The 23,877-nt window shown below is 63.8% G+C and carries 18 protein-coding genes; 14 read left to right on the top strand and 4 right to left on the bottom strand.

All coding sequences use genetic code 11. From position 1 onward, the window contains the following. Positions 1 to 46: 46 nt before the first annotated feature. Positions 47 to 700 (bottom strand): phosphate signaling complex protein PhoU, encoded by a 654-nt coding sequence (phoU, locus tag ACFUOZ_RS18870; RefSeq protein WP_377550906.1) that lies wholly within the window; start codon positions 698 to 700, stop codon positions 47 to 49. Positions 701 to 897: 197 nt separating this feature from the next. Here phoU and ACFUOZ_RS18865 point away from each other — a divergent pair, with 197 nt between their 5' ends. Both ACFUOZ_RS18865 and ACFUOZ_RS18860 read left to right on the top strand, forming a co-directional pair. Then, positions 898 to 2,181 (top strand): sensor histidine kinase, encoded by a 1,284-nt coding sequence (locus tag ACFUOZ_RS18865; RefSeq protein WP_377551011.1) that lies wholly within the window; start codon positions 898 to 900, stop codon positions 2,179 to 2,181. Next, complete coding sequence (locus tag ACFUOZ_RS18860; protein ID WP_020608526.1) at positions 2,178 to 2,858, top strand: response regulator transcription factor; 681 nt, start codon at positions 2,178 to 2,180, stop codon at positions 2,856 to 2,858. Before ACFUOZ_RS18865 ends, ACFUOZ_RS18860 begins: the two co-directional genes overlap by 4 nt. A gap of 152 nt (positions 2,859 to 3,010) precedes the next feature. On the opposite strand, the gene ACFUOZ_RS18855 is transcribed toward ACFUOZ_RS18860, so the two are convergent. Further along, positions 3,011 to 3,547: a hypothetical protein gene (locus ACFUOZ_RS18855; RefSeq protein WP_377551009.1), complete on the bottom strand. Its 537-nt coding sequence runs from the start codon at positions 3,545 to 3,547 to the stop codon at positions 3,011 to 3,013. Positions 3,548 to 3,838: 291 nt separating this feature from the next. Here ACFUOZ_RS18855 and ACFUOZ_RS18850 point away from each other — a divergent pair, with 291 nt between their 5' ends. The 6 genes from ACFUOZ_RS18850 (at position 3,839) to rlmB (ending at position 8,670) form a co-directional block, all read left to right on the top strand. After that, a complete protein-coding gene (locus tag ACFUOZ_RS18850; protein ID WP_009357288.1) occupies positions 3,839 to 4,321 on the top strand; it encodes a CarD family transcriptional regulator in 483 nt (160 codons plus the stop codon). A 106-nt stretch (positions 4,322 to 4,427) separates the two neighbouring features. Next, complete coding sequence (ispD, locus tag ACFUOZ_RS18845) at positions 4,428 to 5,210, top strand: 2-C-methyl-D-erythritol 4-phosphate cytidylyltransferase (protein WP_377550903.1); 783 nt, start codon at positions 4,428 to 4,430, stop codon at positions 5,208 to 5,210. Then, a complete protein-coding gene (gene ispF, locus ACFUOZ_RS18840) occupies positions 5,210 to 5,764 on the top strand; it encodes a 2-C-methyl-D-erythritol 2,4-cyclodiphosphate synthase (RefSeq protein WP_377550901.1) in 555 nt (184 codons plus the stop codon). Before ispD ends, ispF begins: the two co-directional genes overlap by 1 nt. After that, positions 5,757 to 6,113 carry a hypothetical protein gene (locus ACFUOZ_RS18835; RefSeq protein WP_377550899.1) on the top strand — a complete coding sequence of 119 codons (357 nt, stop codon included), beginning with the start codon at positions 5,757 to 5,759 and terminating at the stop codon, positions 6,111 to 6,113. The genes ispF and ACFUOZ_RS18835 overlap by 8 nt, the downstream gene beginning before the upstream one ends. A 35-nt stretch (positions 6,114 to 6,148) precedes the next feature. Beyond that, positions 6,149 to 7,600, top strand: coding sequence for a cysteine--tRNA ligase (gene cysS / locus ACFUOZ_RS18830; protein WP_377550897.1), 1,452 nt, complete (start codon positions 6,149 to 6,151; stop codon positions 7,598 to 7,600). Between the two features lie 80 nt (positions 7,601 to 7,680). Beyond that, the gene (gene rlmB / locus ACFUOZ_RS18825; RefSeq protein ID WP_377550895.1) at positions 7,681 to 8,670 is read left to right on the top strand and encodes a 23S rRNA (guanosine(2251)-2'-O)-methyltransferase RlmB; all 990 of its coding nucleotides are present in this window, start codon (positions 7,681 to 7,683) and stop codon (positions 8,668 to 8,670) included. Positions 8,671 to 9,393: 723 nt separating this feature from the next. On the opposite strand, the gene ACFUOZ_RS18820 is transcribed toward rlmB, so the two are convergent. After that, a complete protein-coding gene (locus ACFUOZ_RS18820) occupies positions 9,394 to 10,203 on the bottom strand; it encodes a carbon-nitrogen hydrolase family protein (protein ID WP_377550893.1) in 810 nt (269 codons plus the stop codon). A 118-nt stretch (positions 10,204 to 10,321) separates the two neighbouring features. On the opposite strand from ACFUOZ_RS18820, the gene glgX reads away from it, so the two are divergent. Genes glgX through ACFUOZ_RS18805 form a run of 3 tightly spaced genes read left to right on the top strand, consistent with a single transcriptional unit; the run spans position 10,322 to position 13,341 of the window. Continuing rightward, positions 10,322 to 12,436 carry a glycogen debranching protein GlgX gene (glgX, locus tag ACFUOZ_RS18815; RefSeq protein WP_377550891.1) on the top strand — a complete coding sequence of 705 codons (2,115 nt, stop codon included), beginning with the start codon at positions 10,322 to 10,324 and terminating at the stop codon, positions 12,434 to 12,436. A gap of 25 nt (positions 12,437 to 12,461) precedes the next feature. After that, positions 12,462 to 12,959, top strand: a complete 498-nt coding sequence (locus ACFUOZ_RS18810) for a ribonuclease domain-containing protein (RefSeq protein WP_377550889.1) — start codon at positions 12,462 to 12,464, stop codon at positions 12,957 to 12,959. A gap of 22 nt (positions 12,960 to 12,981) precedes the next feature. Then, positions 12,982 to 13,341 (top strand): barstar family protein, encoded by a 360-nt coding sequence (locus ACFUOZ_RS18805; protein WP_377550887.1) that lies wholly within the window; start codon positions 12,982 to 12,984, stop codon positions 13,339 to 13,341. Between the two features lie 66 nt (positions 13,342 to 13,407). Here ACFUOZ_RS18805 and glgP read toward each other — a convergent pair whose 3' ends face one another. Beyond that, positions 13,408 to 16,032 (bottom strand): alpha-glucan family phosphorylase, encoded by a 2,625-nt coding sequence (gene glgP / locus ACFUOZ_RS18800; protein WP_377550885.1) that lies wholly within the window; start codon positions 16,030 to 16,032, stop codon positions 13,408 to 13,410. 125 nt (positions 16,033 to 16,157) lie between these two features. Here glgP and ACFUOZ_RS18795 point away from each other — a divergent pair, with 125 nt between their 5' ends. The 3 genes from ACFUOZ_RS18795 to ACFUOZ_RS18785 are packed head-to-tail and all read left to right on the top strand — an operon-like array spanning position 16,158 to position 23,723. Continuing rightward, entirely contained in the window at positions 16,158 to 18,242 is a 2,085-nt protein-coding gene (locus tag ACFUOZ_RS18795) for an alpha-1,4-glucan--maltose-1-phosphate maltosyltransferase (protein ID WP_377550883.1), read from the top strand. Continuing rightward, a complete protein-coding gene (gene treS / locus ACFUOZ_RS18790) occupies positions 18,242 to 20,038 on the top strand; it encodes a maltose alpha-D-glucosyltransferase (RefSeq protein ID WP_377550881.1) in 1,797 nt (598 codons plus the stop codon). Before ACFUOZ_RS18795 ends, treS begins: the two co-directional genes overlap by 1 nt. A gap of 1 nt (position 20,039) precedes the next feature. Further along, positions 20,040 to 23,723 carry a 1,4-alpha-glucan branching enzyme gene (locus tag ACFUOZ_RS18785; protein ID WP_377550879.1) on the top strand — a complete coding sequence of 1,228 codons (3,684 nt, stop codon included), beginning with the start codon at positions 20,040 to 20,042 and terminating at the stop codon, positions 23,721 to 23,723. Positions 23,724 to 23,877: the final 154 nt, after the last annotated feature.

The following is a 23,877-nucleotide window of genomic DNA, read 5'->3' as shown; positions in this document are numbered from 1 at the left end:
CCTTTGCAGGTGACCGGCCGCCGTCGTTTGTTCTGCGGTTTGAGCGCTAGAAGCCCTCGGGCTGCCATTCGCCGGTCACCAGGTAGGTGACCTTGCGGGCGACGGAGACGCCGTGGTCGGCGAAGCGCTCGAAGTAGCGGCTGGCCAGTGCGACATCCACGGTGGTGGCTGCTGATTCGCTCCAGTCCGGGGCTGCGATCGCCTTGAAGACGCTGAGGTGGAGGTCATCCACAGCGATGTTGATCTTGAGGATGTCGCGGGCAACTTCAAGGTCGCGGGTCTCGAGCAGCTCAATGACCTTGGCGACGATCTCGATGTCGTGCTGGGCCATGGCCTTGAAGGTCTGGGTCAGCGAAGCGGGGATCACTGTGGCGGGGTAGCGCAGGCGTGCCAGCTGGGCCACGTGCCGGGCGAGATCACCCATGCGTTCCAGCGAAGCACTCATACGGAGCGAACCGACGATCATGCGCAGGTCGCTGGCTACCGGACCCTGCAGCGCCAGGATGTCGATGGCGCGCTCGTCCAGGCTGTTCTGAAGGAAGTCGATTCTGGCATCTGCCGCAATGACATCCTGTGCAAGATCCACGTCGGCGCTTTCGAAGGACGTTGTAGCCTTCGTGATCGCTTCGTGAACCAGTTTGGAGATCTCGATGAGGTCGTCACCTACCTGGGTGAGCTCCTCCTGAAAAACCTTGCGCACTAAGGCGTCCTTTCCTTGGAAATCCTGTCCCCGGACGGGGCCGGATTTCAAAACCATTGACAGTCCAACCAGTAACTGTGTCAGGGCCCCATGAACTGTTTGGCACCTTTAGATGAACGTTAGTTGAACCGTGGACGTTTGGCGCCTGATCAATGCTTCGGCCTGATTCCACAGCATAAGCTGGACACGTGGATCCATTGCTTATAGGTGTCGTTGCAGGCCTTGTTGGCTTGTCGTTGGGCGTCTTTGGCATGCTCGCTTTCAGGATCAGCGAACGTCAACGCAGCATCGTGGATCTTGATGTCACCGAGCCCCTGCTCCCAGAAGGTGCAGCGGAAGTCCTTGCCGTCGTCGGACGTGCGTTCGTGGTGGTCGACGCGATCGACGGCGTGGTCCGTGCCAGCCCTGCCGCCTACGCCTATGGCCTGGTCCGCGGGCACACGGTGGTCCACAAACAGCTCCTGGACATGACCGCAAAGGTCCGCCGTGACGGTGTGATCCTGGAGGAACAGTACGAACTCCCGCGCGGGCCACTGGGCAAAGGCACCATTGTGGTCCAGGTCCGGGCGGCCATGCTCGGCTGGGAATATATTGTCCTGCTGGCCGACGACCGCACCGAGATCACCCGCACCGAGGAGATCCGGAACGACTTCGTGGCCAACGTGTCCCACGAACTCAAGACCCCCGTCGGTGCGATCTCCCTCCTCGCGGAGGCGCTGGAAGCATCGCCCGATGACGAGGAAGCCGTGCGCCGCTTCGCCAAGCGGATGCACAAGGAATCCGGCCGGCTGGCTGCGCTGGTCCAGGACATTATTGAACTCTCCCGCCTCCAGGGCGCCAACGTCGCGCAGCAAGGCAACAAGGTGGACATCAACACGGTGATCACCGAAGCGGTGGACCGCTCGCAGCTTCCGGCCGAGAGCAAGAACATCCAGATTGTGGTGGGCGGCCATTCCGATTCCCTGGTGTTCGGCGACCGCGACCTCCTGGTGACTGCCTTGCGGAACCTGATCGACAATGCCATCCGCTATTCTCCGGAGAACACCCGCGTGGGCGTCGGTGTCCGGACGCGCGAAGGCGTGGTCGCCATTTCCGTGACCGACCAGGGCGAAGGCCTGTCCCCCGAGGACCAGGAGCGGGTGTTCGAGCGCTTCTACCGCGTTGACGCAGCACGCTCCAGGCACACAGGCGGCACCGGCCTCGGACTCAGCATCGTCAAGCACGTGGTCTCCAACCACGGCGGCGAAGTGACCGTTTGGTCCCAGCCCGGGCAGGGCTCCACCTTCACTATCCGCTTGCCGGAGATGGAAGAGCAGGACGACGACGCCGGCCTTCCGCCTTCCGCGGCCACAGCGGCAGTCTCCGCCGGGCCCGCAAGCGGCACCGCCGCCGTCGAGCTTGAACATGGTACCCAGGAACCCCAACACGTGAATCAGCAAGGGGGCGCCAGTGGCGCCCGAGAACAAGGAGCCAGCGCTTGAGCCGGATTTTGATAGTTGAGGACGAAGAGTCCTTCAGCGACCCCCTGTCCTATCTTCTGGGCAAAGAGGGATTCGATGTCGAGGTAGTCGACAACGGCAGCGACGCCTTGGTGGAGTTCGACCGGAACGGCGCAGACCTGGTTCTCCTGGATCTGCAATTGCCGGGAACGCCCGGTACGGAAGTGTGCCGCCAGCTGCGGCAGCGTTCCAGCGTCCCGGTGATCATGCTGACTGCCAAGGACTCGGAGATCGACAAGGTTGTTGGGTTGGAACTGGGGGCGGACGACTACGTCACCAAGCCCTACTCCTCGCGCGAGCTGGTGGCCCGGGTCCGCGCCGTGCTGCGCAGGCAGGGCGAGCCCGAAGAGCTCATCACCTCGACCGTGCAGGCGGGACCTGTCCGCATGGATATCGAGCGCCACGTAGTGAGCGTCAACGGCGAGCAGGTTTCCTTGCCGTTGAAGGAATTCGAACTGCTGGAAATGCTGCTTCGCAACTCGGGCCGGGTCCTGACGCGTGGACAGCTCATTGATCGTGTGTGGGGATCGGATTACGTGGGGGACACCAAGACCCTGGATGTGCACGTGAAGCGGCTCCGCAGCAAGATCGAGCCGGACCCGTCCGCGCCGCGGTACCTGGTGACGGTGCGGGGCCTGGGTTACAAGTTCGAACCCTAACCCCCACCCCCTGGCGAGTTTTTGTACAGATAATGCCCTTAAGAAGGCTTCTTAAGGGCATTATCTGTACAAAAACTCGCGCGGATGGGGCAAAAAGGAAGGGTCCCGCCGCGGCGGGACCCTTACTTTTGTCTGTTCGCTGGCCGCGGCCCTTAGTGGCCGGCCGCTGCGGACTCCGTGGACGTTGCAGTCGGCGTCGGAGTCGCCGTGGGGGTCGGTGTTGTCGGCAGGTACTTGGCGTACTCCGGGAGCGTGCCATCGACTACCGGGATGTTGACCGTGGTGGAGTCGGATCCGCTGCGGACGGTCACGGGGGTCAGGCCGCCCGGGATCACACCCGCAGTGCTGAGGATGGCGGGGTCGGCGGTGTCGTTGAGGTACGTTTCCGACATTGCCTTGACCCGGATTTCGGTCTGCGCGCCGTTGGCACCACTCAATGTCACGGTGGCGTCGGAGTTTGACTGGTTGAACACAGCGCCGATGACGCGGCCCGGCTCCTTTTCGCCCGAAGCGACAATCAGCATGTTCCGCAGCTGCAGCTTGCCGAGGTCGGCCTTGACCCCGTCCGAAGCCGAGTACTGGTGCGAAGTCTGCTGGGCGTTGACGAAGCCGCAGCCGGTAACGGACAGAAGACCGACGCCGATTGCAGCGGCCGCAATTGCCAGCTTGCCGCGCTGGACAGTGTTCATCGCAGAAATGCGCACGACACCTACTCCTAGAGTCATTGGAAACTTTTTCAGCCATAGCCTATCGGCAAACGGCCCAAAACAAGGATTCGTGAGGCCTTTGTGGCGGAGTGGACGGAGAAGCCCCGCTCGTCGGGATACCTGTCTGATGCATCTTTCCGCTAATACGTCAAGAGCTTGGATGAACCCGTTTGGGCCCTCTTTCCCAGTATTGGCGCGGGAGAGGGGGCTGTTCGATGCCAGTCGTATGCCTTAATCGTGATAGACTAGTCTGCGGGAAAGGGGAAAGTCCACATGGTTTTTGAGGTCGGCGAGACAGTAGTTTACCCTCACCACGGTGCAGCAAAAATTGAGGAAATCAAGATGCGCACCATCAAGGGCGAAGAGAAGATGTATCTCAAGCTCAAGGTGGCTCAGGGTGATCTGACCATTGAAGTTCCAGCAGAGAATGTTGACCTTGTTGGGGTCCGGGACGTAGTGGGCAAGGACGGTTTGGAGCACGTTTTCGATGTTCTCCGCGCCGAGTTCACTGAAGAGCCCACCAACTGGTCACGTCGTTACAAGGCAAACCTGGAGAAGCTTGCTTCAGGCGATGTCATCAAGGTGGCAGAGGTCGTCCGCGATCTTTGGCGTCGTGATCACGATCGCGGCCTTTCCGCAGGTGAGAAGCGCATGCTGGCCAAGGCGCGGCAGATTCTGATTTCAGAACTGGCCCTGGCTGAAAAGACAGACGAAGAGAAGGCTGCAAGCGTTCTTGACGAGGTCTTGGCTTCCTAAGAATTGATGCCCGGTGGTGCGAAAGCGCCGCCGGGTTTCTTTTTGCCCTCGGGGTGATGCGCCGGAATGTGGGTGTTTTATGCATATCTTGCATACCCTTGAGCGCATGACTCATCCTTCCAAGCGCGCCGTTACGGCCGTGATTGTGGTTGCCGCCGGTTCCGGTGAGCGCCTCGGCTACGGCATGCCCAAAGCCCAGGTTCCGTTGGGCGGCGAAACCATCCTCATGCATGCCCTGCGCGGTGTTGTCGCTTCCGACGTCGCCCGCCAGATCTGCGTCGCCGTGCCCAAGGGTGACACTGTGCTGCGCGGTTCGATCGCGGATTTCACGGTGGACCTGGTGGACGGTGGCCCTGAGGTGACAGTGGTCGACGGCGGGTCCTCCCGGGCGGATTCCGTCCGGGCAGCTTTGGCTGCTTTGGAGGACGGTACCGAGTTCGTCCTCGTCCACGATGCCGCCCGGGCACTGGCCCCTGAGCGGGTCTTTCAACGGGTTGCGGATGCTTTGTCGTCCGGGGCCAAAGCTGTGATTCCTGCGATGCCGGTGGTTGACACCATCAAGACCGTTGCCGAAACGGATCCTTCGGACGCTTCCATTGCCCCCGAAGTTGTCACAGGCACCGCCCCCCGCGAGCAGCTCCGGGCCGTCCAAACCCCCCAAGGTTTCGAGCTCGCCACCCTGCAACGGGCACACCAGGCCGCCGAGCTCTTCGATGACAAGCAGGCCGCGGCAGTAACCGACGACGCCATGCTGGTGGAACTCCTCGGTGTCCCGGTCCACGCAGTCCGCGGGGCAAGCCAGTCCCTGAAGATCACCACCCCGCTGGACCTCATCATCGCGGAAGGGCTCCTCGAAGGTCCGCTGGGAATGCGTTGGGTGGAGGGCTGATGGCGCTGGAGAACGTCGTCCTGCCGCGGACCGGCATCGGGATCGACGTCCACGCCTTCGCGGCCGATGACGACCCCCAGCCGCTCTGGTTGGGCGGCCTGTACTGGGAAGGTGAACAGGGACTTTCCGGGCATTCCGACGGCGATTGCGTCGCGCACGCTGCCGCTGATGCACTCTTCTCCGCGTGCGGCATCGGTGATCTTGGCACGCACTTCGGCACCGACCGGCCCGAGTACGCCGGCGCTTCGGGCGTGACCCTCCTTTCGGAGGCGGCCCGGATCGTGCGCGCGGCAGGTTTCGAGATCGGAAACGTGGCAGTCCAGTTCGTGGCCAACCGTCCCAAGTTCGGGCCGCGCCGGGAAGAGTCGCAAAGAGTCCTTAGCGAGGCGGCCGGCGCCCCGGTCAGCGTTACAGCAACCACCAGCGATGGCCTGGGATTCACGGGCCGCGGCGAGGGCATTTCGGCCGTGGCCACTGCCCTGGTCTACGCGGTGTCCGGCCATGAGGTACCGCCCGCTGAGCCGGGTCCGGCGAAAGGTGCGCCGCATGCGTAAGCCAAGTGCCGGCGTCGTAAGTTCGGCAGTGGTGCTGCCGGCCGCCCTCGCCGCCGCGCTCCTGCTGGGAGGCTGCGCAGGGACGCCCAAAATGGATGTGAAGGCCAGCTGCGACTTCCTGAACAACGACGCCTTCAAGCCGGACGGCAACCAGCAGCAGCAGTCGAAGCAGCTTGCTGAGCACTATCACGAGATCGCGGACAAGGTGGCCCCGGAAATCGGCGATCCCATCAAGGAGATGGCCGCGATCATGGACAAGGCCGCCGCGTCGTCGCTGGGAGCGGCCACGCAGGAGCAGCAGGAAAAGCTCAAGGTGCAGTTCAACAAGATCGGCGAATACTGCAAGTAGGCAGGTCATGCCGCGTCATCGGCTAATCTGGAGCGGTGACCCTGCGCTTTTATGACACCGCCTCCGCCGAAGTCCGCGACTTCGTTCCCCTCGAAGACGGCAAGGCCAGTGTGTACTACTGCGGGGCCACGGTCCAGGGAATGCCCCACGTGGGCCACGTCAGGTCAGCGATCGCCTTCGACCAGCTGACCCGCTGGCTCGAATTCCGCGGGCTGCGGGTGACTGTCGTACGCAACGTCACGGACATCGACGACAAAATCCTGGCCAAGTCCGCGCAGTCGTTCGGGCCGGAGTGGGACACCGAACCCACAGCCCGACAGGCGGAGGAATGGTGGGCGCTGGCCTACCGCTACGAGCAGGAATTCGAGAAGGCCTACGAGTCCCTGGGTGTGCAGCGCCCAACGTACGAACCCCGCGCCACCGGGCACATCCCGGAAATGCACGCGCTGATCCAGCGCCTCATGGACCGCGGCCACGCCTACGCCGCTCCGGACGGTTCCGGCGATGTCTACTTCGACGTGCGCTCCTGGAGCAAGTACGGCTCGCTGACGCGACAGAACATCGACGACATGCAGGGCGCCGCCGACGCCGACCCCCGGGGCAAGCGCGACCCCCGCGACTTCGCGCTGTGGAAGGGTTTCAAAGAGGGCGAACCCGTCACGGCCAAATGGGACTCTCCCTGGGGTGCGGGCCGGCCCGGCTGGCACCTCGAATGCTCAGCCATGGTCACCAAATACCTGGGTACGCGCTTCGACATCCACGGCGGGGGACTTGACCTGCGCTTCCCGCACCACGAGAACGAGATGGCCCAGTCACAGGCCGCCGGCGATGACTTCGCCAACTTCTGGATGCACAACGGCATGGTCACGTACGAGGGCGAAAAGATGTCCAAGTCCATCGGCAACACCGTAAGCCCGGCCGAGATGCTTGAACTCGCCTCACCCCGCGTCGTCCGCTACTACCTTGGCCAGGCCCACTACCGGTCCGTGCTGGATTACCGGCCCACGTCGCTGCAGGAGGCCGCGGCCGCCGTCGAACGCATTGACGGATTCATCTCGAAAGCCTCCGCGAAAGTCCCCGGTGGCACGGACGTGTCACCGCAAGCCAACATGCCTGCGGCGTTCATCGCCGCCATGGACGACGACCTCAACGTTCCCCAGGCCCTCGGCGTGCTGCACGAAACTGTCCGGGCAGGCAACACAGCCCTCGCCTCGGGTGATTTGGACGCCGCCAAGGCAGCCCTCTACAGCGTGCTCTCCATGACCGAAGTACTGGGCCTGGATGCCGTGAAGCAGCCCGAAGCCGAGCAGGGCCGTGAACATGCTGCGCTGAAGGTCCTCGTCGACGCGCAGCTCGAAGCCCGCGCCGCAGCCAGGGCCAGCAAGGACTGGGCCGCGTCCGACGCCATACGCGATACGCTCGCGGCCGCCGGCGTCGTCGTCGAAGATGGTGCGGACGGCGCCAGCTGGAGCCTCAAGCGCGACTGACAAAGCGGCACTGCGGCCGAATTGCATTGGGTCAGTAGACTTGATTCCAGACTTACTCACAAAATCAAGGATGGAACCCCATGGCCAACAACGGTAACCGGTCGGTCAAGAAGAAGAAGGGCCCCTCCGCTGGTACCGGAGGCCATGGCCGCAAGGCTCTCGAAGGCAAGGGTCCCACTCCCAAGGCGGAAGACCGCGTCTACCACAAGGCATTCAAGAACAAGCAGCTGGCTGAGCGCTCGGCCGCCAAGCGCGGACCCGCTCGTCCGGGTGGCGCCGGTGCCCGCTCGGGCCCGAAGGGCCGCGCCACCGAGGAACTGGTCACTGGCCGCAACTCCGTGGTGGAAGCCCTGCGCGCGGGCATCCCGGCCAAGGCACTGCACGTTGCCATCCGCATCGAAATGGACGACCGCGTCAAGGAGTCCCTCAAGCTCGCGGCCGAGCGCGGTATCCCGCTGCTCGAGACCGGCAAGCCTGAGCTGGACCGGATGACCGAGGACGCCGTCCACCAGGGACTCGTGCTCCAGATTCCGCCGTACGAGTATGAGGATGCGTACGAGCTCGCGGAGCAAACCGTGGAGAAATGGAAGAAGGGGCACATCTCCAACGCCCCCATCTTCGTGGCATTGGACGGCATCACCGATCCCCGCAACCTGGGCGCCATCATCCGTTCCGTGTCCGCTTTCAGTGGCCACGGCGTGATCGTGCCGGAGCGTCGTTCGGTGGGCGTTACGGCGTCCGCCTGGAAGACCAGCGCCGGTGCCGCTGTCCGCGTACCGGTGGCCCGCGCGTCGAACCTCAACAACGCGCTCAAGCAGTTCAAGAACATGGGCATCTACGTCCTTGGCCTGGACGGCGACGGCGACGTCTCGCTGCCCGACCTCACGGTTGCCACCGAACCGGTGTGCATCGTGGTTGGTTCAGAGGGCAAGGGCCTCAGCCGCTTGGTTCGCGAAAACTGCGACCAGATCGTCTCCATCCCGATCGACTCGGCCATGGAATCGCTCAACGCCTCCATGGCCGTCGGTATCTCGCTGTACGAGGTCTCCCGGCAGCGCTCCGCCAAGTAGGCAGTGCATAGGGGCGGTGGTCGCTGTTGCGGCCGCCGCCTTTTGCGTACCCGTCGCTCTCTCACGTCCCGTGGGTTTGGTGGCGTCGCTCTCTCACGTCCCGTGGGTTTGGTGGCGTCGCTCTCTCACGTCCCGTGGGTTTGGTGGCGTCGCTCTCTCCCGTCCCGTGGGTTTGGTGGCGTCGCTCTCTCACGTCCCGCGGGTTTGGTGGCGTCGCTATCTCACGTCCTGTGGGTTTGGTGGCGTCGCTCTCTCACGTCCTGTGGGTTTGGTGGCGTCGCTCGCTCACGTCCTGTGGGTTTGGTGGCGTCGCTCGCTCACGTCCGGTGGGTTTGGTGGCGTCGCTCGCTCACGTCCGGTGGGTTTGGTGGCGTCGCTCGCTCACGTCCTGTGGGTTTGGTTGCGTCGCTCTCTCACGTCCTGTGGGTTTGGTGGCGTCGCTCGCTCACGTCCGGTGGGTTTGGTGGCGTCGCTCGCTCACGTCCGGTGGGTTTGGTGGCGTCGCTATCTCACGTCCGGTGGGTTTGGTGGCGTCGCTATCTCACGGCCGGTGGGTTTGGTCCCGAAGTTAACGACGGCGGTAGTCGCCTCACAATCATTCCTCGGCTCGGCCATCTTGCATCAGCGGTGGCGGGAAGCCCGGGGGATGTGCGCGAGGGTTGGCGGCAAGCCCGGGGGATGTGCGCGAGGGTTGGCGTGAAGCGGGTGGGGTGTGAGAGAGGGTCAGAAGTCGCGGCGGTTGGCCAGGACCGGGAGCTTCTGGCGGGCCTCGTCCACCTCAGCGGGGTCCAGGTCAGCGAAGATCAACCCGGGCTCACCTTCGAGGCCCTCCAGGACCTGCCCGAAGGGGGACACGACGGCGGAGTACCCGACTCCCGTGGGTGCCGCGCCCTTCGCTTCGATGCCTTGCGTGGCCGGATCGCCTTGGCCGCACGCCAGGACGAACGTGGTGGTGTCCACGGCGCGTGCCCGGGCCAGGAGCTGCCACTGATCGGCCTTCCCCGGGCCTGCTCCCCAGGACGCCGAAACAATGTTCACCACGGCTCCGCGTTGCGCATTGGCTGTGAAGAGGGCAGGGAAACGGATGTCGTAGCACGTGGCCAAACCGAAGGTGAGGCCACCGGCGTCGAACGTTACGGGATCTGTACCGGCCTCAACGGTGTCCGATTCCGCGAAGCCAAAAGCGTCGAAAAGATGGACTTTGTCGTAGCTGGCTTCTACGCCGGGCCCGGTAGCCAGAAGGGTGTTGCGGACACGGGGCGCGCCAGCATCGGTAGCAGCGCCGGGGGTGAACATGCCCGCCACGATGACCAGCTGCAGTTCCTCCGCGACGGCGCGAACCTTTGCCGCCCAAGGCCCATCCAGTGGTTCAGCGATGTCCAGCAACGAGTTTCCAAACGCGCGCATCATGGCTTCGGGGAAGACCACCAGCTCGGCGCCGCCGTCTTTGGCGCGCCGGGCGTACTCCTCCAGGAGCTGCAGGTTTTCGGCCACGTCCCGGCCGGAGATGACTTGGGCAAGTGCCACGCGCACGATAGGACCTCCGATTCTCTGCCTCCCAGTATGCCAAGTAATGAAATCAGCGGGCAGTTCGTCGTCATATGGGCCGCCAAGGCTGCACATACCGGGCGTGGAACTAAACTTGCCTTCAATGGTTATGCCTATCTTTGACACAGAAGCCGCCGTCGATGCGTCGCGGCCCCGCCCCCTCGGACTGAGCGCACCCCAGCCCGCTCTTTCGGATGCGGAGAGAACGCAAAACCATGACGTGAACGTGGCCGTTTTTGCGCCGGACCTGGAACGGGTAGAGATCGTGTTCCAGCCGCCTGGCGAATCATGGCGTGCCCAGATCCTTCCCAACACGGAGAATGACGTGCACTTCGGGCTGGTTGGCGGGTTGCCTCCGGGAACCCGCTACGGCTTCCGGGCCGCGCCGTCCGAGGGCGGGCTTCCCATACCGGTTCCGGCGCTGGATCTCGACGACGACGACCGGCAGCCGCTGCTGCTGGACCCCTACGGGCGGGCCGTGGACCAACGCGGGGAGTTCCTGACAAGTGTCCACGTGGACACCGGCTTCGATTGGGGCAACGACCAGCCGCCGCGTACCCCTATGCGGACTTCAGTAATCTATGAGGCCCACGTCCGGGGCCAGACGATGCTCCACCCGGAGATTCCCGAACACCTGCGCGGCACCTATGCCGGCATGGCGCATCCTGTGATGATCCAGCACCTCACCGAGCTCGGCATTACGGCCGTGCAGTTGCTTCCCATCCATTTCCACATGGATGAATCGCATCTCCAGGATCTCGGCATGACCAACTACTGGGGCTACAACACCGCGGCCTTCTTTGCTCCGCATGCCGACTACGCCACGGAAGCTGCCCGCAATGCAGGTCCGCATGCTGTGCAGGATGAGCTCAAGGGCATGATCAAGCTGCTGCATGCGGCCGGGATCGAAGTCATCCTGGACGTTGTCTACAACCACACCGCAGAAGCCGGACCCGACGGACCGGTCCTGAGCTTCAGGGGTCTGGGCGAGAAACGCTATTACCGCCACGACGCCCACGGCCGTTATCTGGACACCACCGGTTGCGGCAACACCCTGGACTTCAGCGAACCCGTGGTGGTGGATCTTGCGCTCGATTCCCTGCGCTACTGGGTCAACGAGTTCCATGTGGATGGTTTCCGCTTCGACCTCGCCGTGACTTTGTGCCGCGACGCCGGAAACACCTTCGATCCCCGGCACCCCTTCCTGCAGGCCATCGCGGAGGACCCGGTTTTGTCGGAGGTCAAGCTGATTTCCGAGCCGTGGGACGTGGGATACGGCGGCTGGCAGACGGGCCGTTTCCCGCAGGGCTGGTCGGATTGGAACGATCACTTCCGGGACGGCGTCCGCAGTTTCTGGCTTTCGGACCGTGCCTCCATGGAGGCCGGCGGCCAAGGCGGTTCGGTGGCGTCGTTGGCTGAGCTGATGGCGGGGTCCGCAAACCTCTTCGGGTCCTCGGGCCGCACGCGCCTGGCGTCGGTGAACTTCATTACGGCCCACGATGGCTTCACCCTCAAGGACCTGGTCAGCTACGACCGTAAGCACAATGAGGCCAACGGCGAGCAAAACCGCGACGGCCACGGAGACAACCGCAGCTACAACCACGGCGTGGAAGGCCGAAGCGAGAACGAGGCCATAGTTGCCGCGCGGGCCTTGTCCATCCGGAACCTGATGGCCACGTTGCTGATCTCCATCGGCGTGCCCATGATCACGGCCGGTGACGAACTGGGCCGTACCCAGCAGGGCAACAACAACGCCTACTGCCAGGACAACCCCACGGCGTGGCTGGACTGGAGCCGGACGCAGGAAGCCCACGCCATGTTCCGGACCACCCGTGAGCTGGTCAGGCTGCGCCGCTGGTTCCTGCGTAACCAGCCTGAGAGCTTCCCTGGCCAAGCCAATAACTCCAGCCTTCAGTGGTTTGACGACAACGGCCAGCGGATGACGCCGGCCCGATGGAATGATCCCGGTGTTCGTGCTGTCCAGCTGTTGATGGGCCATGATGACAGCGGGGTCCGGGGGCTGATTGTGGTGAACGGCAACAACCACGACGTAAAGATGGTGCTCCCGGAGATCCTGAGTGAATCCGGCATCGGCAAGCGCATGTTCGAACTGCGCTTCACCACCTCGGTGCTGCACGACCGCCGGAAGGGCGCGTTGGTGGCCAGCGGCGAGCGGGATATCCTGCAAGCCAACACCATCAACATCTACCGCACCTAGGTACCAAGCACAGGGAGTTCTCCGCATGAACCGCAGCCGCAGCAAACTGGTGGCTTTCGCGGGACTGGTGATCGCCGTCGTCGTGCTGGTTGTTGCCATGGTGGGCGGAGGCGCGCTGACGGCGCCGTCCCCGGCGCCAAGCGTCCAAACCACGACGTCGGCACCCGGCCCGGTGCCGACCTCAACGGCCGCCGTGCCTGGCAGGACCACGGCCTCGCCGGCTGTGGAGAACTCCTCCGGCCTGCCCTCCATCAACGCCTCGCAGCTGACGAAGGAAGCCCGCCAAACCCTGGCATTGATCGCCAAAGGAGGCCCGTATCCGTATGAGCGTGATGGGGTGAACTTCGGCAACTTCGAGGGCCTTCTCCCCAAGAAACCAGGTGGCTTCTATAAGGAGTACACCGTGCCCACACCTGGCGAGTCCGATCGCGGAGCTCGGCGGATCATTGTGGGTAAGGACGCCGCGAAGTACTACACGCCGGACCACTACGAGTCGTTCGCGTTCATCGTCGAGGACAAGTAGTCGAGGACACATAGAGGAGCCCATGAAGATCTACTCAGCAGACACCTGGACCGTGGAGGAACTGCAGGAGCAGGTTTCCGACGCCGGCCGAAGGACGGTCCTGGTCCCGCCCGCATCCACCAAGCAGGCAGTCCTGGAGGTCTTCGGGCAGGTCCTGGACTTCCCCGAGTACTACGGCGTGAACCTGGATGCCCTGAACGACTCCCTCCACGACTACGCGGATGCCCTGTCGGAGGACGACGGCAGCCCGGTGACCATGATCTGGCAGGTCCCCGCCGCCTACCGCACGGACCGTTCTTTCGGGGTAGTGTGCGAGATCCTGCAAGACGCCGAGCGCTACGCCGGCCGCGACCTGGCGGTCATCGCAGTCTTCCAGCATTAAACGTCGATGACCCGCTTTTCCGTTGTTGGGTAACAACGGAAAAGCGGGTCACCGACGTGATTGGGACTAGGCGTTTGCGATCAACCCAAGTTCAGCTTTGGACGCCAACGCCGAGTGCTTCGGGAACACCCGGACGGTGTAGCCGAAGGAGCCCGAGCGGTTGATGACCAGCGACCCGTTGAAGAGGTGCCGCCCGTTTCCGAGGTCCTCCACGGGGTCCAGTTCGGCCACCACGATGTCTTCGAGTTCGTCGGATTCCTCCGCACGGCCGAAGGCCACTTCCACGGAGACGTCGTCGGGAGTCAGGTTGTTCAGCGCGACGTAGGCGTTGACCTGGAGGCTGTCGCCCACCTGGGGCTCCTCGGAGACACCCACGGAGTCGACGTGTTCGACCACAACCTGAGGCCACGCCTCTCGGACCTTGGATATCCACGACGCGAGTTCCTTGGCTTCCTTGAAGGACTCGGCAACAGCCCTGCGGCCTGACACCGCGGCCGGGCAGTAGAGGTTGTTCACGTAGTCGTGCAGCATCCGTTCAGCCGAAACGGCAGGGCCGAGGTGGGCGAGCGTGTGCTTGATCATGGAGACCCAGTGCGTCGGCACGGTTTCCTGGCTGGACTCGGATGGCCCTGCTGCACCGGCCCCTTGCGAAACCGTGGTTCCGTAGAAGCGCGGTGCCACCTGGGTTTCAAGGAGCTCGTACAGCGCCGCGGCCTCGATGTCGTCCCGTTCGTCGGCGGAAGCGCCGTTGTTTGCCGTCGGGATGGCCCAGCCGTTCTCGCCGTCGTACATCTCATCCCACCAGCCATCCAGGACGGAGAGGTTGAGCGAGCCGTTGATGGCCGCCTTCATGCCGGACGTGCCGCAGGCCTCGAGCGGGCGCAGCGGGTTGTTGAGCCATACGTCGCAGCCCGGGAACAGGGTCCGTGCCATGGCGATGTCGTAGTTCGGCAGGAAGACGATCCTGTGCCGGACTTCGGGGTCGTCGGTGAAACGGACCAGATCCTGGATCATTTTCTTGCCGGCGTCATCGGCCGGGTGCGACTTGCCGGCAATGACCAGCTGGATGGGGTGCTTGGGATCGAGCAGCAGGGCCTTCAAACGTGCGGGGTCGCGCAGCATGAGCGTGAGCCGCTTGTACGTCGGCACGCGGCGGGCGAAGCCAATGGTGAGCACATCCGGGTCCAGTACCTTCTCGGTCCAGCCCAGCTCGGCATCGGCGGCGCCGCGCTTCTTCCAGGAAGCCCGGAGCCGGCGTCGGACGTCTTCGATGAGCTGCGTGCGGAGTTCACGGCGGAGCCCCCAAACGTCCTCGTCGCTGACGTTGTAGGCCAGGTCCCAGCGTCCCAGTGCTTCGGCTTCGGCACCGAACTGGTGACGTGCCAGGGAGGAGATCCGGGGGTCCACCCAGGTGGGTACGTGGACGCCGTTGGTGACGGAGGTGATCGGGATTTCGGAGTGGTCGAATCCTGGCCACAGGCCGGAGAACATTTCGCGGGACACCACGCCGTGCAGCTTGGCCACACCGTTGGCGCGCTGCGCCAGGCGCAGGCCCATCACCGCCATGTTGAAGACCGAAGGGTTGCCGCCGTCGTAGTTTTCGCGACCGAGTTCCAGGATCCGTTCGGTGGGCACCGCCGGCGCCAGTCCGGCGTCGAAGAAGTGCTTGATCTGGAGCGCCTCGAAACGGTCGATGCCGGCAGGTACGGGCGTGTGAGTCGTGAAGACGGTGGACGCGCGCCCGGCAGCGAGGGCTTCATCCCAGCTGAGCGGGTGCTCGGGGTCGGACATGGCTTCCTGGATGCGTTCAATTCCCAGGAAGCCGGCGTGTCCCTCGTTGGTGTGGAAGACCTCCGGGGCAGGGGTGCCGGTCAGTTCCTGGTAGACGCGCAGGGCCTTGACGCCACCCATGCCCAGCAGGAGCTCCTGCTGCAGGCGGTGATCGCCGCCGCCGCCGTAGAGCCGGTCGGTGATGCCGCGCGCGGCTTCGTCGTTCGAGGGGACATTGGAGTCCAGCAGCAGCAGCGGAACGCGTCCGACGTCGGCACGCCACACGTGCGCGTGCAGCTCGCGGCCGTTGGGCAGCGGCAGGGAAATGTGGACCGGCTTGCCTTGGCCGCCGTCCTTGGCCGGGTGGCGAAGCAGGGTCAGCGGGAGGCCGTCGGGATCCAGGACGGGGTAGGTTTCCTGCTGCCAGGCGTCGCGGGACAGGGACTGCTTGAAGTAGCCGGCCTGGTAGAGGAGCCCGACGCCGATCAGCGGCACGCCAAGGTCCGAAGCGGCCTTGAGGTGGTCACCGGCAAGGATGCCCAGGCCGCCGGAGTACTGCGGGAGAACTTCCGTGATGCCGAATTCGGGGGAGAAGTACGCAATGCACGCCGGAGCGTCCTGGCCGAGGCCCTGGTACCAGCGCGGTTCGCTGAGGTAGCGGTCAAGGTCCGCAGCCGCTGCCTGCACGCGGTCCACTACTTCGCCGTTGTTGGCCAGGTCCTGAAGCTGTTCGCGGCTGATCGATCCGAGAAGGGCTATGGGGTCGTGCTGGGCGGCCTCCCACAGACCGGGGTTGATGCTCGCAAAGAGTTCCCGGGTTGGCCGGTGCCAGGACCAGCGCAAGTTGGTCGCCAATCGGGCCAGCGGCCGGATGGGCTCGGGGAGGACGGTACGGACTGTAAACCTTCGAATTGCCTTCACGAGCGCCACACTAACCGACTCACATGGCAGTCGGAACAGGATCGGGTTTCTTTTAGGTAAATGTCATCTTGCGTCGAGTAGAAACCTCGTTTGCTTAGCATTCTGTGATTTTTCTCGCTAACGTCATGGTTGTGACGAAAACTGCGCGAACCACCACCGTTCTGAAATCCAAGACGACAACGGACATCACCGACGGACTTCGCTTCGGCCGGTTTCCCATCACGGCCGTGCAGCCGGTGGTGGAAGGTGGCCGTTTCCCGGCGAAGGCGTTGCCTGGTGAGGACCTCGTGGTTGGCGCCACGGTCTTCCGTGAAGGCCACGACCAGCTGGGCGTATCCGCCGTGCTGCTTGATCCCAGAGGCAGGGAGCGCCAGCGCGTGCGGCTTGCCCCGGCCCAGGGCGAGCAGTGGAAGGGCCTTGACCGCTGGGAGGGCCTGATCACCCCCAGCGGCACAGGTGCGTGGTCGTTCGTCATCGAGGCCTGGCACGACCGCTACGGCACGTGGCACCACAACGCCGAAGTGAAGGTCGCCGCCGGCATCGACGTCGAATTGATGCTCGCCGAGGGTGCGGCCCTTCTTTCCGGAGCAGCCGACGACGCCGGACGCACCGCCGCTGAAAAGCGCACCCTGCGCGCCGCTTCCGTCGCGCTCGCCGACACCACCAAGTCTGCCGAGGAGCGCCTTGGCGCCGGTTTCAGCCCCGAGGTGCTTGCCGCCGTCGAGCGTTTGCCGATCCGCGAACTGGTGACCGTTTCCGAGCAGTTCCCGCTGCAGGTGGAACGGGAGCTGGCCGGCCGCGGCTCCTGGTACGAGTTCTTCCCGCGTTCCGAAGGCGCCGTGCTGGACCACTCCACGGGTGTGTGGACCTCCGGCAACTTCCGTACCGCGGCCAGGAGGCTAGACGCCGTGGCAGAGATGGGCTTTGACATCATCTACTTGCCGCCCATCCATCCGATCGGCTTCCAGCACCGCAAGGGCCGCAACAACACGCTGACTCCAGGGCCCCAGGATCCGGGCTCGCCGTGGGCCATCGGTTCCAAGGACGGTGGCCACGATGCCATCCACCCGGAGCTGGGAACGTTCGAGGACTTTGATGCCTTCGTTGCCCGAGCCAATGAGCTTGGCCTTGAGGTGGCCCTGGACCTGGCCCTGCAGGCAGCTCCGGACCACCCCTGGGTCACGTCCAACCCCGAATGGTTCACCACGCGCGTGGACGGTTCGATCGCGTACGCCGAAAACCCTCCGAAGAAGTACCAGGACATCTACCCCCTGAACTTCGACAACGATCCCGTGGGCCTGTCCAAGGAAATCCTGCGGATCGTGCAGCTATGGATCAGCCACGGGGTCAAGGTCTTCCGCGTGGACAACCCCCACACCAAGCCCGTGTGGTTTTGGGAATGGCTGATCGGGAAGATCAACAAGAAGAACCCCGAGGTTGTGTTCCTGGCGGAGGCCTTCACACGCCCGCCCATGATGCACGCCCTGGGCCGGGCCGGCTTCCAGCAGTCCTACTCCTACTTCACCTGGCGCAACACCAAGACTGAACTGGAAGAGTACTTCTACGAGGTCAGCCACGTCAGCCCGGCATATTTCCGGCCGAACTTCTTCGTGAACACCCCGGACATCCTCACCGAGTACCTGCAGTACGGTGGCCCGGCGGCCTTCAAGATCCGCGCCGTCCTTGCAGCGACTGCCAGCCCGCTGTGGGGTGTCTATGCCGGCTACGAGTTGTACGAGCACGTGGCACGCCCCGGAGCCGAGGAGTACATCGACAACGAGAAGTACGAGTACAAGGCGCGGGACTGGGAAGGCGCGGCCGAGTCCGGGCGCACCTTGGCCCCGTACATCACCAGGCTCAACACCATCCGCAAGGACCATCTGGCGCTGGGCGACCTGCAGAACCTGACCATCCACCGCAGCACCGATGACGCCACGATCGTCTACTCGAAGCACAAGACGCTGCCCGACGGCACCAAGGACACCTTGATCATCGTGGTCAACGTGGATCCGCACAGCACCCGGGAGAGCACGGTCTCGCTGGACCTTGCGGCCTTGGGGTTGGACCCGGCTGATCTCAACGAGGACGGACAGTTCCGCGTGGATGATCTGATCAGCGGCCAGAGCTGGTGGTGGGGGGAGCACAATTACGTCCGCCTGGATGCCCACGTTGAGCCGGCACACGTCCTGAGCATCAGGAGGCAGCCTTAGTGAGTTTTTCCCCGCAGAATCCCACCCAGTACTTCACTCCGAAGAATACCTTCGAGTTGAATGCCCCCGGTCTCCAGCATGATCCGCTCTGGTACCGCAAGGCAGTCTTCTATGAAGTACTGGTGCGGGCTTTTGCGGATGCCAACGGGGATGGTTCCGGCGATTTCCAAGGGTTGATCGACAAACTGGATTACCTCCAGTGGCTGGGTGTCGATTGTCTCTGGCTGCCGCCGTTCTTCCATTCCCCGTTGCGCGACGGCGGCTACGACATCGCCGACTACACCTCCGTCCTGGATGAATTCGGCACCATCAGCGACTTCAAACGCCTGGTTGCCGAGGCCCACGCCCGGGGCGTGCGGGTCATCATCGACCTTCCCTTGAACCACACTTCCGACCAGCACCCGTGGTTCCAGGAATCCCGGAAGGATCCCACGGGACCCTACGGGGATTTCTACGTGTGGAGTGACACGGACGAAAAATACCAGGACGCCCGCATCATCTTTGTCGACACCGAAGAGTCCAACTGGACGTTCGATCCCATCCGGCGGCAATTCTTCTGGCACCGGTTCTTCAGCCACCAGCCGGACCTGAACTTCGAGAACCCCAAAGTCATCGAGGCGCTGTACGACGTCATCCGGTTTTGGCTGGACCAAGGCATCGACGGTTTCCGGGCTGACGCCATTCCCTACCTTTTCGAGGAGGAAGGGACCAACTGCGAGAACCTTCCGGCGACCCACACGTTCCTGCAGGACCTCCGCCGCATGGTGGACGCGAACTATCCCGGCAGGGTGATCATCGCGGAGGCAAACCAGCCGCCGCATGAAGTGGTGGAGTACTTCGGCACTGACGAAGCCCCCGAATGCCATATGGCCTTCCATTTCCCGATCATGCCCAGGTTGTACTACGCCCTCAGGGACCAAAAAGCCGCACCCATCATTGAGACGCTGCGCGATACTCCCGAGATCCCGCGCGGCGCGCAATGGGGAACTTTCCTGAGGAACCACGACGAACTGACACTTGAGATGGTTCCCGCGGAGGAACGCGCGGCGATGCTCGGTTGGTATGCCCCGGACCCACTCATGAGGGCGAACATCGGTATTCGCCGCCGGCTGGCTCCGCTCCTGGACAACTCCCGGGCAGAGATCGAGCTCATCAATGCCCTGTTGTTGTCCCTGCCCGGCAGCCCTTTCCTCTACTACGGGGACGAGATCGGCATGGGTGACAACATCTGGCTCGATGACCGCGATGCCGTACGCACGCCCATGCAGTGGAATCCCGACCGCAACGCGGGCTTCTCCTCGGCGGACCCGGGCAAGCTTTACCTGCCGGTGATCCAGTCTCTGGTCTACAACTACGGCATGGCCAATGTGGAGGCCGAAGCCGCACATTCCGGTTCGCTGCTGCGGTGGACCCGGCAGATCCTCAGCGTCCGGAAGAACCATCCCGTGTTTGGCCTGGGCGGGTTCCGCCACATCGAAGCTGATCATGAGGTGGTGCTGGCCTACGTCCGGGAGCTGCCGGCCGGAAACCCCGAAGGGGCTGACGCGGAAACCATTCTGTGCGTCTTCAACCTTTCCCAGCACCCGGTCGCGGCAACGCTGGATGTTCCCGAGTTCGCAGGCCGCGGCCTGCGCGATATTTTCGGCGGCCAGCCTTTCCCGGCCGTCGGCGACAACGGTCACCTGACCGTGATGCTGGGCAGCCACAGCTTTTACTGGCTGCGGCTCCGCTCGGCATTTTCCAATCCCTCGTCGCCTTTTACCCAGGCGATCCCAGTGGTGACCTCCAAAGGATGAGATGAACAAGGAAAACTTGAACCCCTCCGTTGAAGGACTTCTTCGGGCATGGCTTCCCGGCAGACGTTGGTTCCCGGTCAAAAGCCCCGACTTTGCGCTGGAGCAAGTGGGCAGCTTCCGGCTCACTGGTGGCGGCGACGCCGTGTTGGAGGTCCTGCTGCTGGCAGTCACCCACAGGACGGCCGACGGCGGTCCGCGGACCGACGTCGTACAGGTACCGCTGAGCTTCCACAGCCAGCCGCTGGCTGACGCTCCGACGGCGCTGCTGGGTGAGTTCACGGATCCTGGTCTTGGCCTTCGGCTGGTGTACGACGCCGCTTACGATCCCGAATTTGTGACGGCCTGGCTGCAGCTGATGCGCAGCGAAGGGGTTGTGGCTTCGGTCCAGGGGCACCTCACCCACGGTCGCGTTCCGCTTCCGGAAAACCCGGTATCCGTGCGGGTCCTGTCCGGTGAGCAGTCCAACACGTCAGTCATTATCGACGACGGCGAGTCGGCCGCTATCGTGAAAATCTTCCGCGTTCTCTCGGCAGGCAAGAACCCGGAAGTGGAGCTGGGAGCAGCATTGACGGCCGCGGACACCCGCGAGGTTCCCGCGACGTTGGGGTGGATCACGGGCTCGTGGAACGAGCCGGCTTCGAAGACCAGTGCGGAGGAGGCCGGCGCGGTGGCAGCCAGCTCCGGGGCGACCGGCGAGCTGACGGTCGCACACGAATTCCTGCTCGGTGGTTTGGATGCCTGGGGCATGGCCGTTGACGCCGCCGCGGCCGGGAAGGACTTCACCGCAGAAGCCCGTGGCCTGGGAAAGGCCACGGCCACGGTCCACGCCAGGCTTGCGGACACCTTCGGCACCCACGATGGTCAGGAGCAGGGCTCCGACATCATCGCAACCCTTGCCCGGCGGGTCCGGCAGTCGTGGGCTGAGGCGTCAACCGCCGTCGGGCCTTATGACGGAAGTCTTGAAGAGCTGCTGGCGGCTTTGGACCCGCAGTCCGTGGGCCAGCTGCAGCGCATCCATGGCGACCTCCACCTGGGCCAGATCCTGCAGGTTCCCGGGGCCGCTGGGGAACCGGCCCGCTGGGCCATCCTGGACTTCGAAGGTGAGCCGCTCAGGACCATCGATGAGCGCAACAACCCCGACCTTCCCCTCCGGGACGTCACTGGCATGCTTCGCTCGTTCGACTACGCAGCCGGAGCGGCGTCCCGGGAGAATCCGGATGCGCAGGTGCCGGAAAACTGGGTGGATGACTGCGCCGCAGCCTTCATCGAGGGGTACAGCGAGGTCACCCCCGGAATCATTGACCGCCAGTCGCCACTCTTTGTGGCATTGTGGCTGGACAAGGCCTTATACGAGGTGGTGTACGAGCTGCGAAACCGGCCCGACTGGTTGTCGATACCGGTCAACGCATCACGACAAATCCTCGACAACACAAGCCGCGGCAAGCATGCGGCAGCAACAGCGGAAGGTAATGACATGACTGGCTCAGCACGTACCGAACGGCCCCGAGTTCCCCTGCACGTGGACTCCGAGACCTTGGAACGCGTGGCGGCCGGCGCTTACCACGCGCCGCATTCGGTCCTTGGTGCCCACCTCGACGACCATGGCCACGTAACCATCAGGACGGTGAAGCACCTTGCCAAGTCCGTCACGGTGGTAACCGAAGCCGGCCGCACCCCGATGGAGCACGAAGCCCACGGTGTATGGACCGCGGTCCTGGAACCGCTTCAGGCCGGGCACGTGCCGGACTATCGTCTGGAAGTGGTGTACGACGTCGAACCCGTCACCATCGATGACCCGTACCACTACCTGCCTACCGTGGGTGAGGTGGACCTACACCTGATCGGCGAAGGCCGCCACGAACGGCTCTGGGATGTTTTGGGTGCGCACGTCCAGCACTACCGGTCCCCGTTGAGCGACGTGGATGGCGTTTCCTTTGCTGTATGGGCTCCGAATGCCCAGGCCGTCCGCGTCAAGGCGGACTTCAACGGCTGGGATGGCCGCTCTCACGGCATGCGGTCCCTGGGGTCTTCCGGCGTTTGGGAAATCTTCATCCCGGGGGTTGTAGCAGGGGCGTGCTACAAATACGAGATCCTCACCAAGTCCGGGCACTGGATCGAAAAGGCCGACCCGCTGGCTTTCGGAACCGAAGTTCCTCCGCTGACGGCATCGCGCGTAGTAGACCCCAGCTACCGCTTCAAAGACGCGGAGTGGATGGCTGCCCGCGCCAAGAAGGACCCGCACAACTCACCCATGAGCGTCTACGAAGTCCACCTGGGCTCCTGGCGTTTGGGCCTTGGCTACAAAGAACTCGCCAAGGAACTCGTGGAGTATGTGAAGTGGCTCGGCTTCACGCACGTGGAGTTCATGCCTGTTGCCGAGCACCCCTTCGGCGGCTCATGGGGTTACCAGGTGACCTCCTACTTTGCGCCGACGTCACGCTTCGGGCACCCGGACGAGTTCCGCTTCCTGGTGGACTCGCTCCACCAGGCCGGCATCGGTGTCCTGCTCGACTGGGTTCCTGCCCACTTCCCCAAGGACTCGTGGGCCCTGGCGCAGTTCGATGGCCAGCCGCTCTATGAGCACTCAGACCCCGCACTGGGAGAACACCCTGACTGGGGAACCCTGATCTTCGACTTCGGACGCAGCGAAGTCCGGAACTTCCTGGTGGCCAACGCGCTGTACTGGCTCGAGGAATTCCACATCGACGGCCTGCGTGTGGACGCAGTGGCCTCCATGATCTACCTGGACTACTCCCGTGAAGAAGGCCAGTGGCGTCCGAACAAATTCGGCGGGCGGGAAAACCTGGAAGCGATCTCCTTCATGCAGGAAGTCAACGCCACGGTCTACAAAACGCACCCGGGCGCGATCGTCATCGCCGAGGAGTCCACGGCGTTCCCAGGTGTTACGGCACCCACCAACCATGGCGGACTGGGATTCGGGCTGAAGTGGAACATGGGCTGGATGCATGACTCCCTCAAGTACATTTCCGAGGACCCCATCAACCGCAAGTGGCACCACGGCACCGTCACCTTCTCCCTGGTGTACGCGTTCACGGAGAACTTCCTCCTGCCTATCAGCCACGACGAGGTTGTCCACGGCAAGGGTTCCATGCTGCGCAAGATGCCGGGTGACCGCTGGCAGCAGCTGGCCAACCTCCGCGCCTTCTTCGCCTACCAGTGGTCGCACCCGGGCAAGCAGCTCATCTTCATGGGCAGCGAATTCGGCCAGGAAGCCGAGTGGTCCGAGCAGTACGGACTGGACTGGTTCCTCGCGGACATCCCGTCGCATCGTGGCCTGCAGCTCCTGGTGAAGGACCTTAACGAGGTCTATTCATCCACGCCGGCCCTCTACGAGAAGGACAACGAGGCCAGTGGTTTCCAGTGGATCAACGGCGGGGACGCCGACCACAACGTCCTCACCTTCATCCGCCGGGGCAACGACGGCAAGCCCCTTGTGTGCGCTGTGAACTTCTCCGGCGGCCCGCACCACGACTACATCCTGGGTGTCCCCTCAGCGGGGGAGTGGACGGAAGTGCTGAACACCGATGCCGAAACCTACGGAGGTTCAGGGGTAATCAACGCTGGAACCTTGAAGGCCTCGACGCCTGGCACCGACGGGCAACCGGCAGCACTGTCGGTCACCCTCCCGCCGCTCGGAGCCGCCTGGTTCAGCCCGGCTGAGTAGGGGTCGCCCGCTCACGTCCCCGGGGTATGGTGGTGTCGCTCGCTCACGTTCCCGGGGTTTGGTGGTGTCGCTCGCTCACGTTCCCGGGGTTTGGTGGTGTCGCTCGCTCACGTTCCCGGGGTTTGGTGGTGTCGCTCGCTCACGTTCCCGGGGT

The organism is Paenarthrobacter sp. NPDC057355 (assembly GCF_042667405.1).
GTDB lineage: Bacteria > Actinomycetota > Actinomycetes > Actinomycetales > Micrococcaceae > Arthrobacter.
The sequence above is the reverse complement of the archived record's forward strand: the minus strand, read 5'-3'. Positions and strand labels throughout refer to the sequence as shown.

Bases quoted from the DNA above. Each gene is read 5' to 3' on its own strand.
- ACFUOZ_RS18855 (WP_377551009.1), bottom strand. From the start codon at position 3,547: ATGAACACTGTCCAGCGCGGCAAGCTGGCAATTGCGGCCGCTGCAATC.
- ACFUOZ_RS18850 (WP_009357288.1), top strand. From the start codon at position 3,839: ATGGTTTTTGAGGTCGGCGAGACAGTAGTTTACCCTCACCACGGTGCA.
- ispD (WP_377550903.1), top strand. From the start codon at position 4,428: ATGACTCATCCTTCCAAGCGCGCCGTTACGGCCGTGATTGTGGTTGCC.
- ispF (WP_377550901.1), top strand. From the start codon at position 5,210: ATGGCGCTGGAGAACGTCGTCCTGCCGCGGACCGGCATCGGGATCGAC.
- ACFUOZ_RS18835 (WP_377550899.1), top strand. From the start codon at position 5,757: ATGCGTAAGCCAAGTGCCGGCGTCGTAAGTTCGGCAGTGGTGCTGCCG.
- rlmB (WP_377550895.1), top strand. From the start codon at position 7,681: ATGGCCAACAACGGTAACCGGTCGGTCAAGAAGAAGAAGGGCCCCTCC.
- glgX (WP_377550891.1), top strand. From the start codon at position 10,322: ATGGTTATGCCTATCTTTGACACAGAAGCCGCCGTCGATGCGTCGCGG.
- ACFUOZ_RS18810 (WP_377550889.1), top strand. From the start codon at position 12,462: ATGAACCGCAGCCGCAGCAAACTGGTGGCTTTCGCGGGACTGGTGATC.
- ACFUOZ_RS18805 (WP_377550887.1), top strand. From the start codon at position 12,982: ATGAAGATCTACTCAGCAGACACCTGGACCGTGGAGGAACTGCAGGAG.
- ACFUOZ_RS18795 (WP_377550883.1), top strand. From the start codon at position 16,158: ATGGTTGTGACGAAAACTGCGCGAACCACCACCGTTCTGAAATCCAAG.
- ACFUOZ_RS18785 (WP_377550879.1), top strand. From the start codon at position 20,040: ATGAACAAGGAAAACTTGAACCCCTCCGTTGAAGGACTTCTTCGGGCA.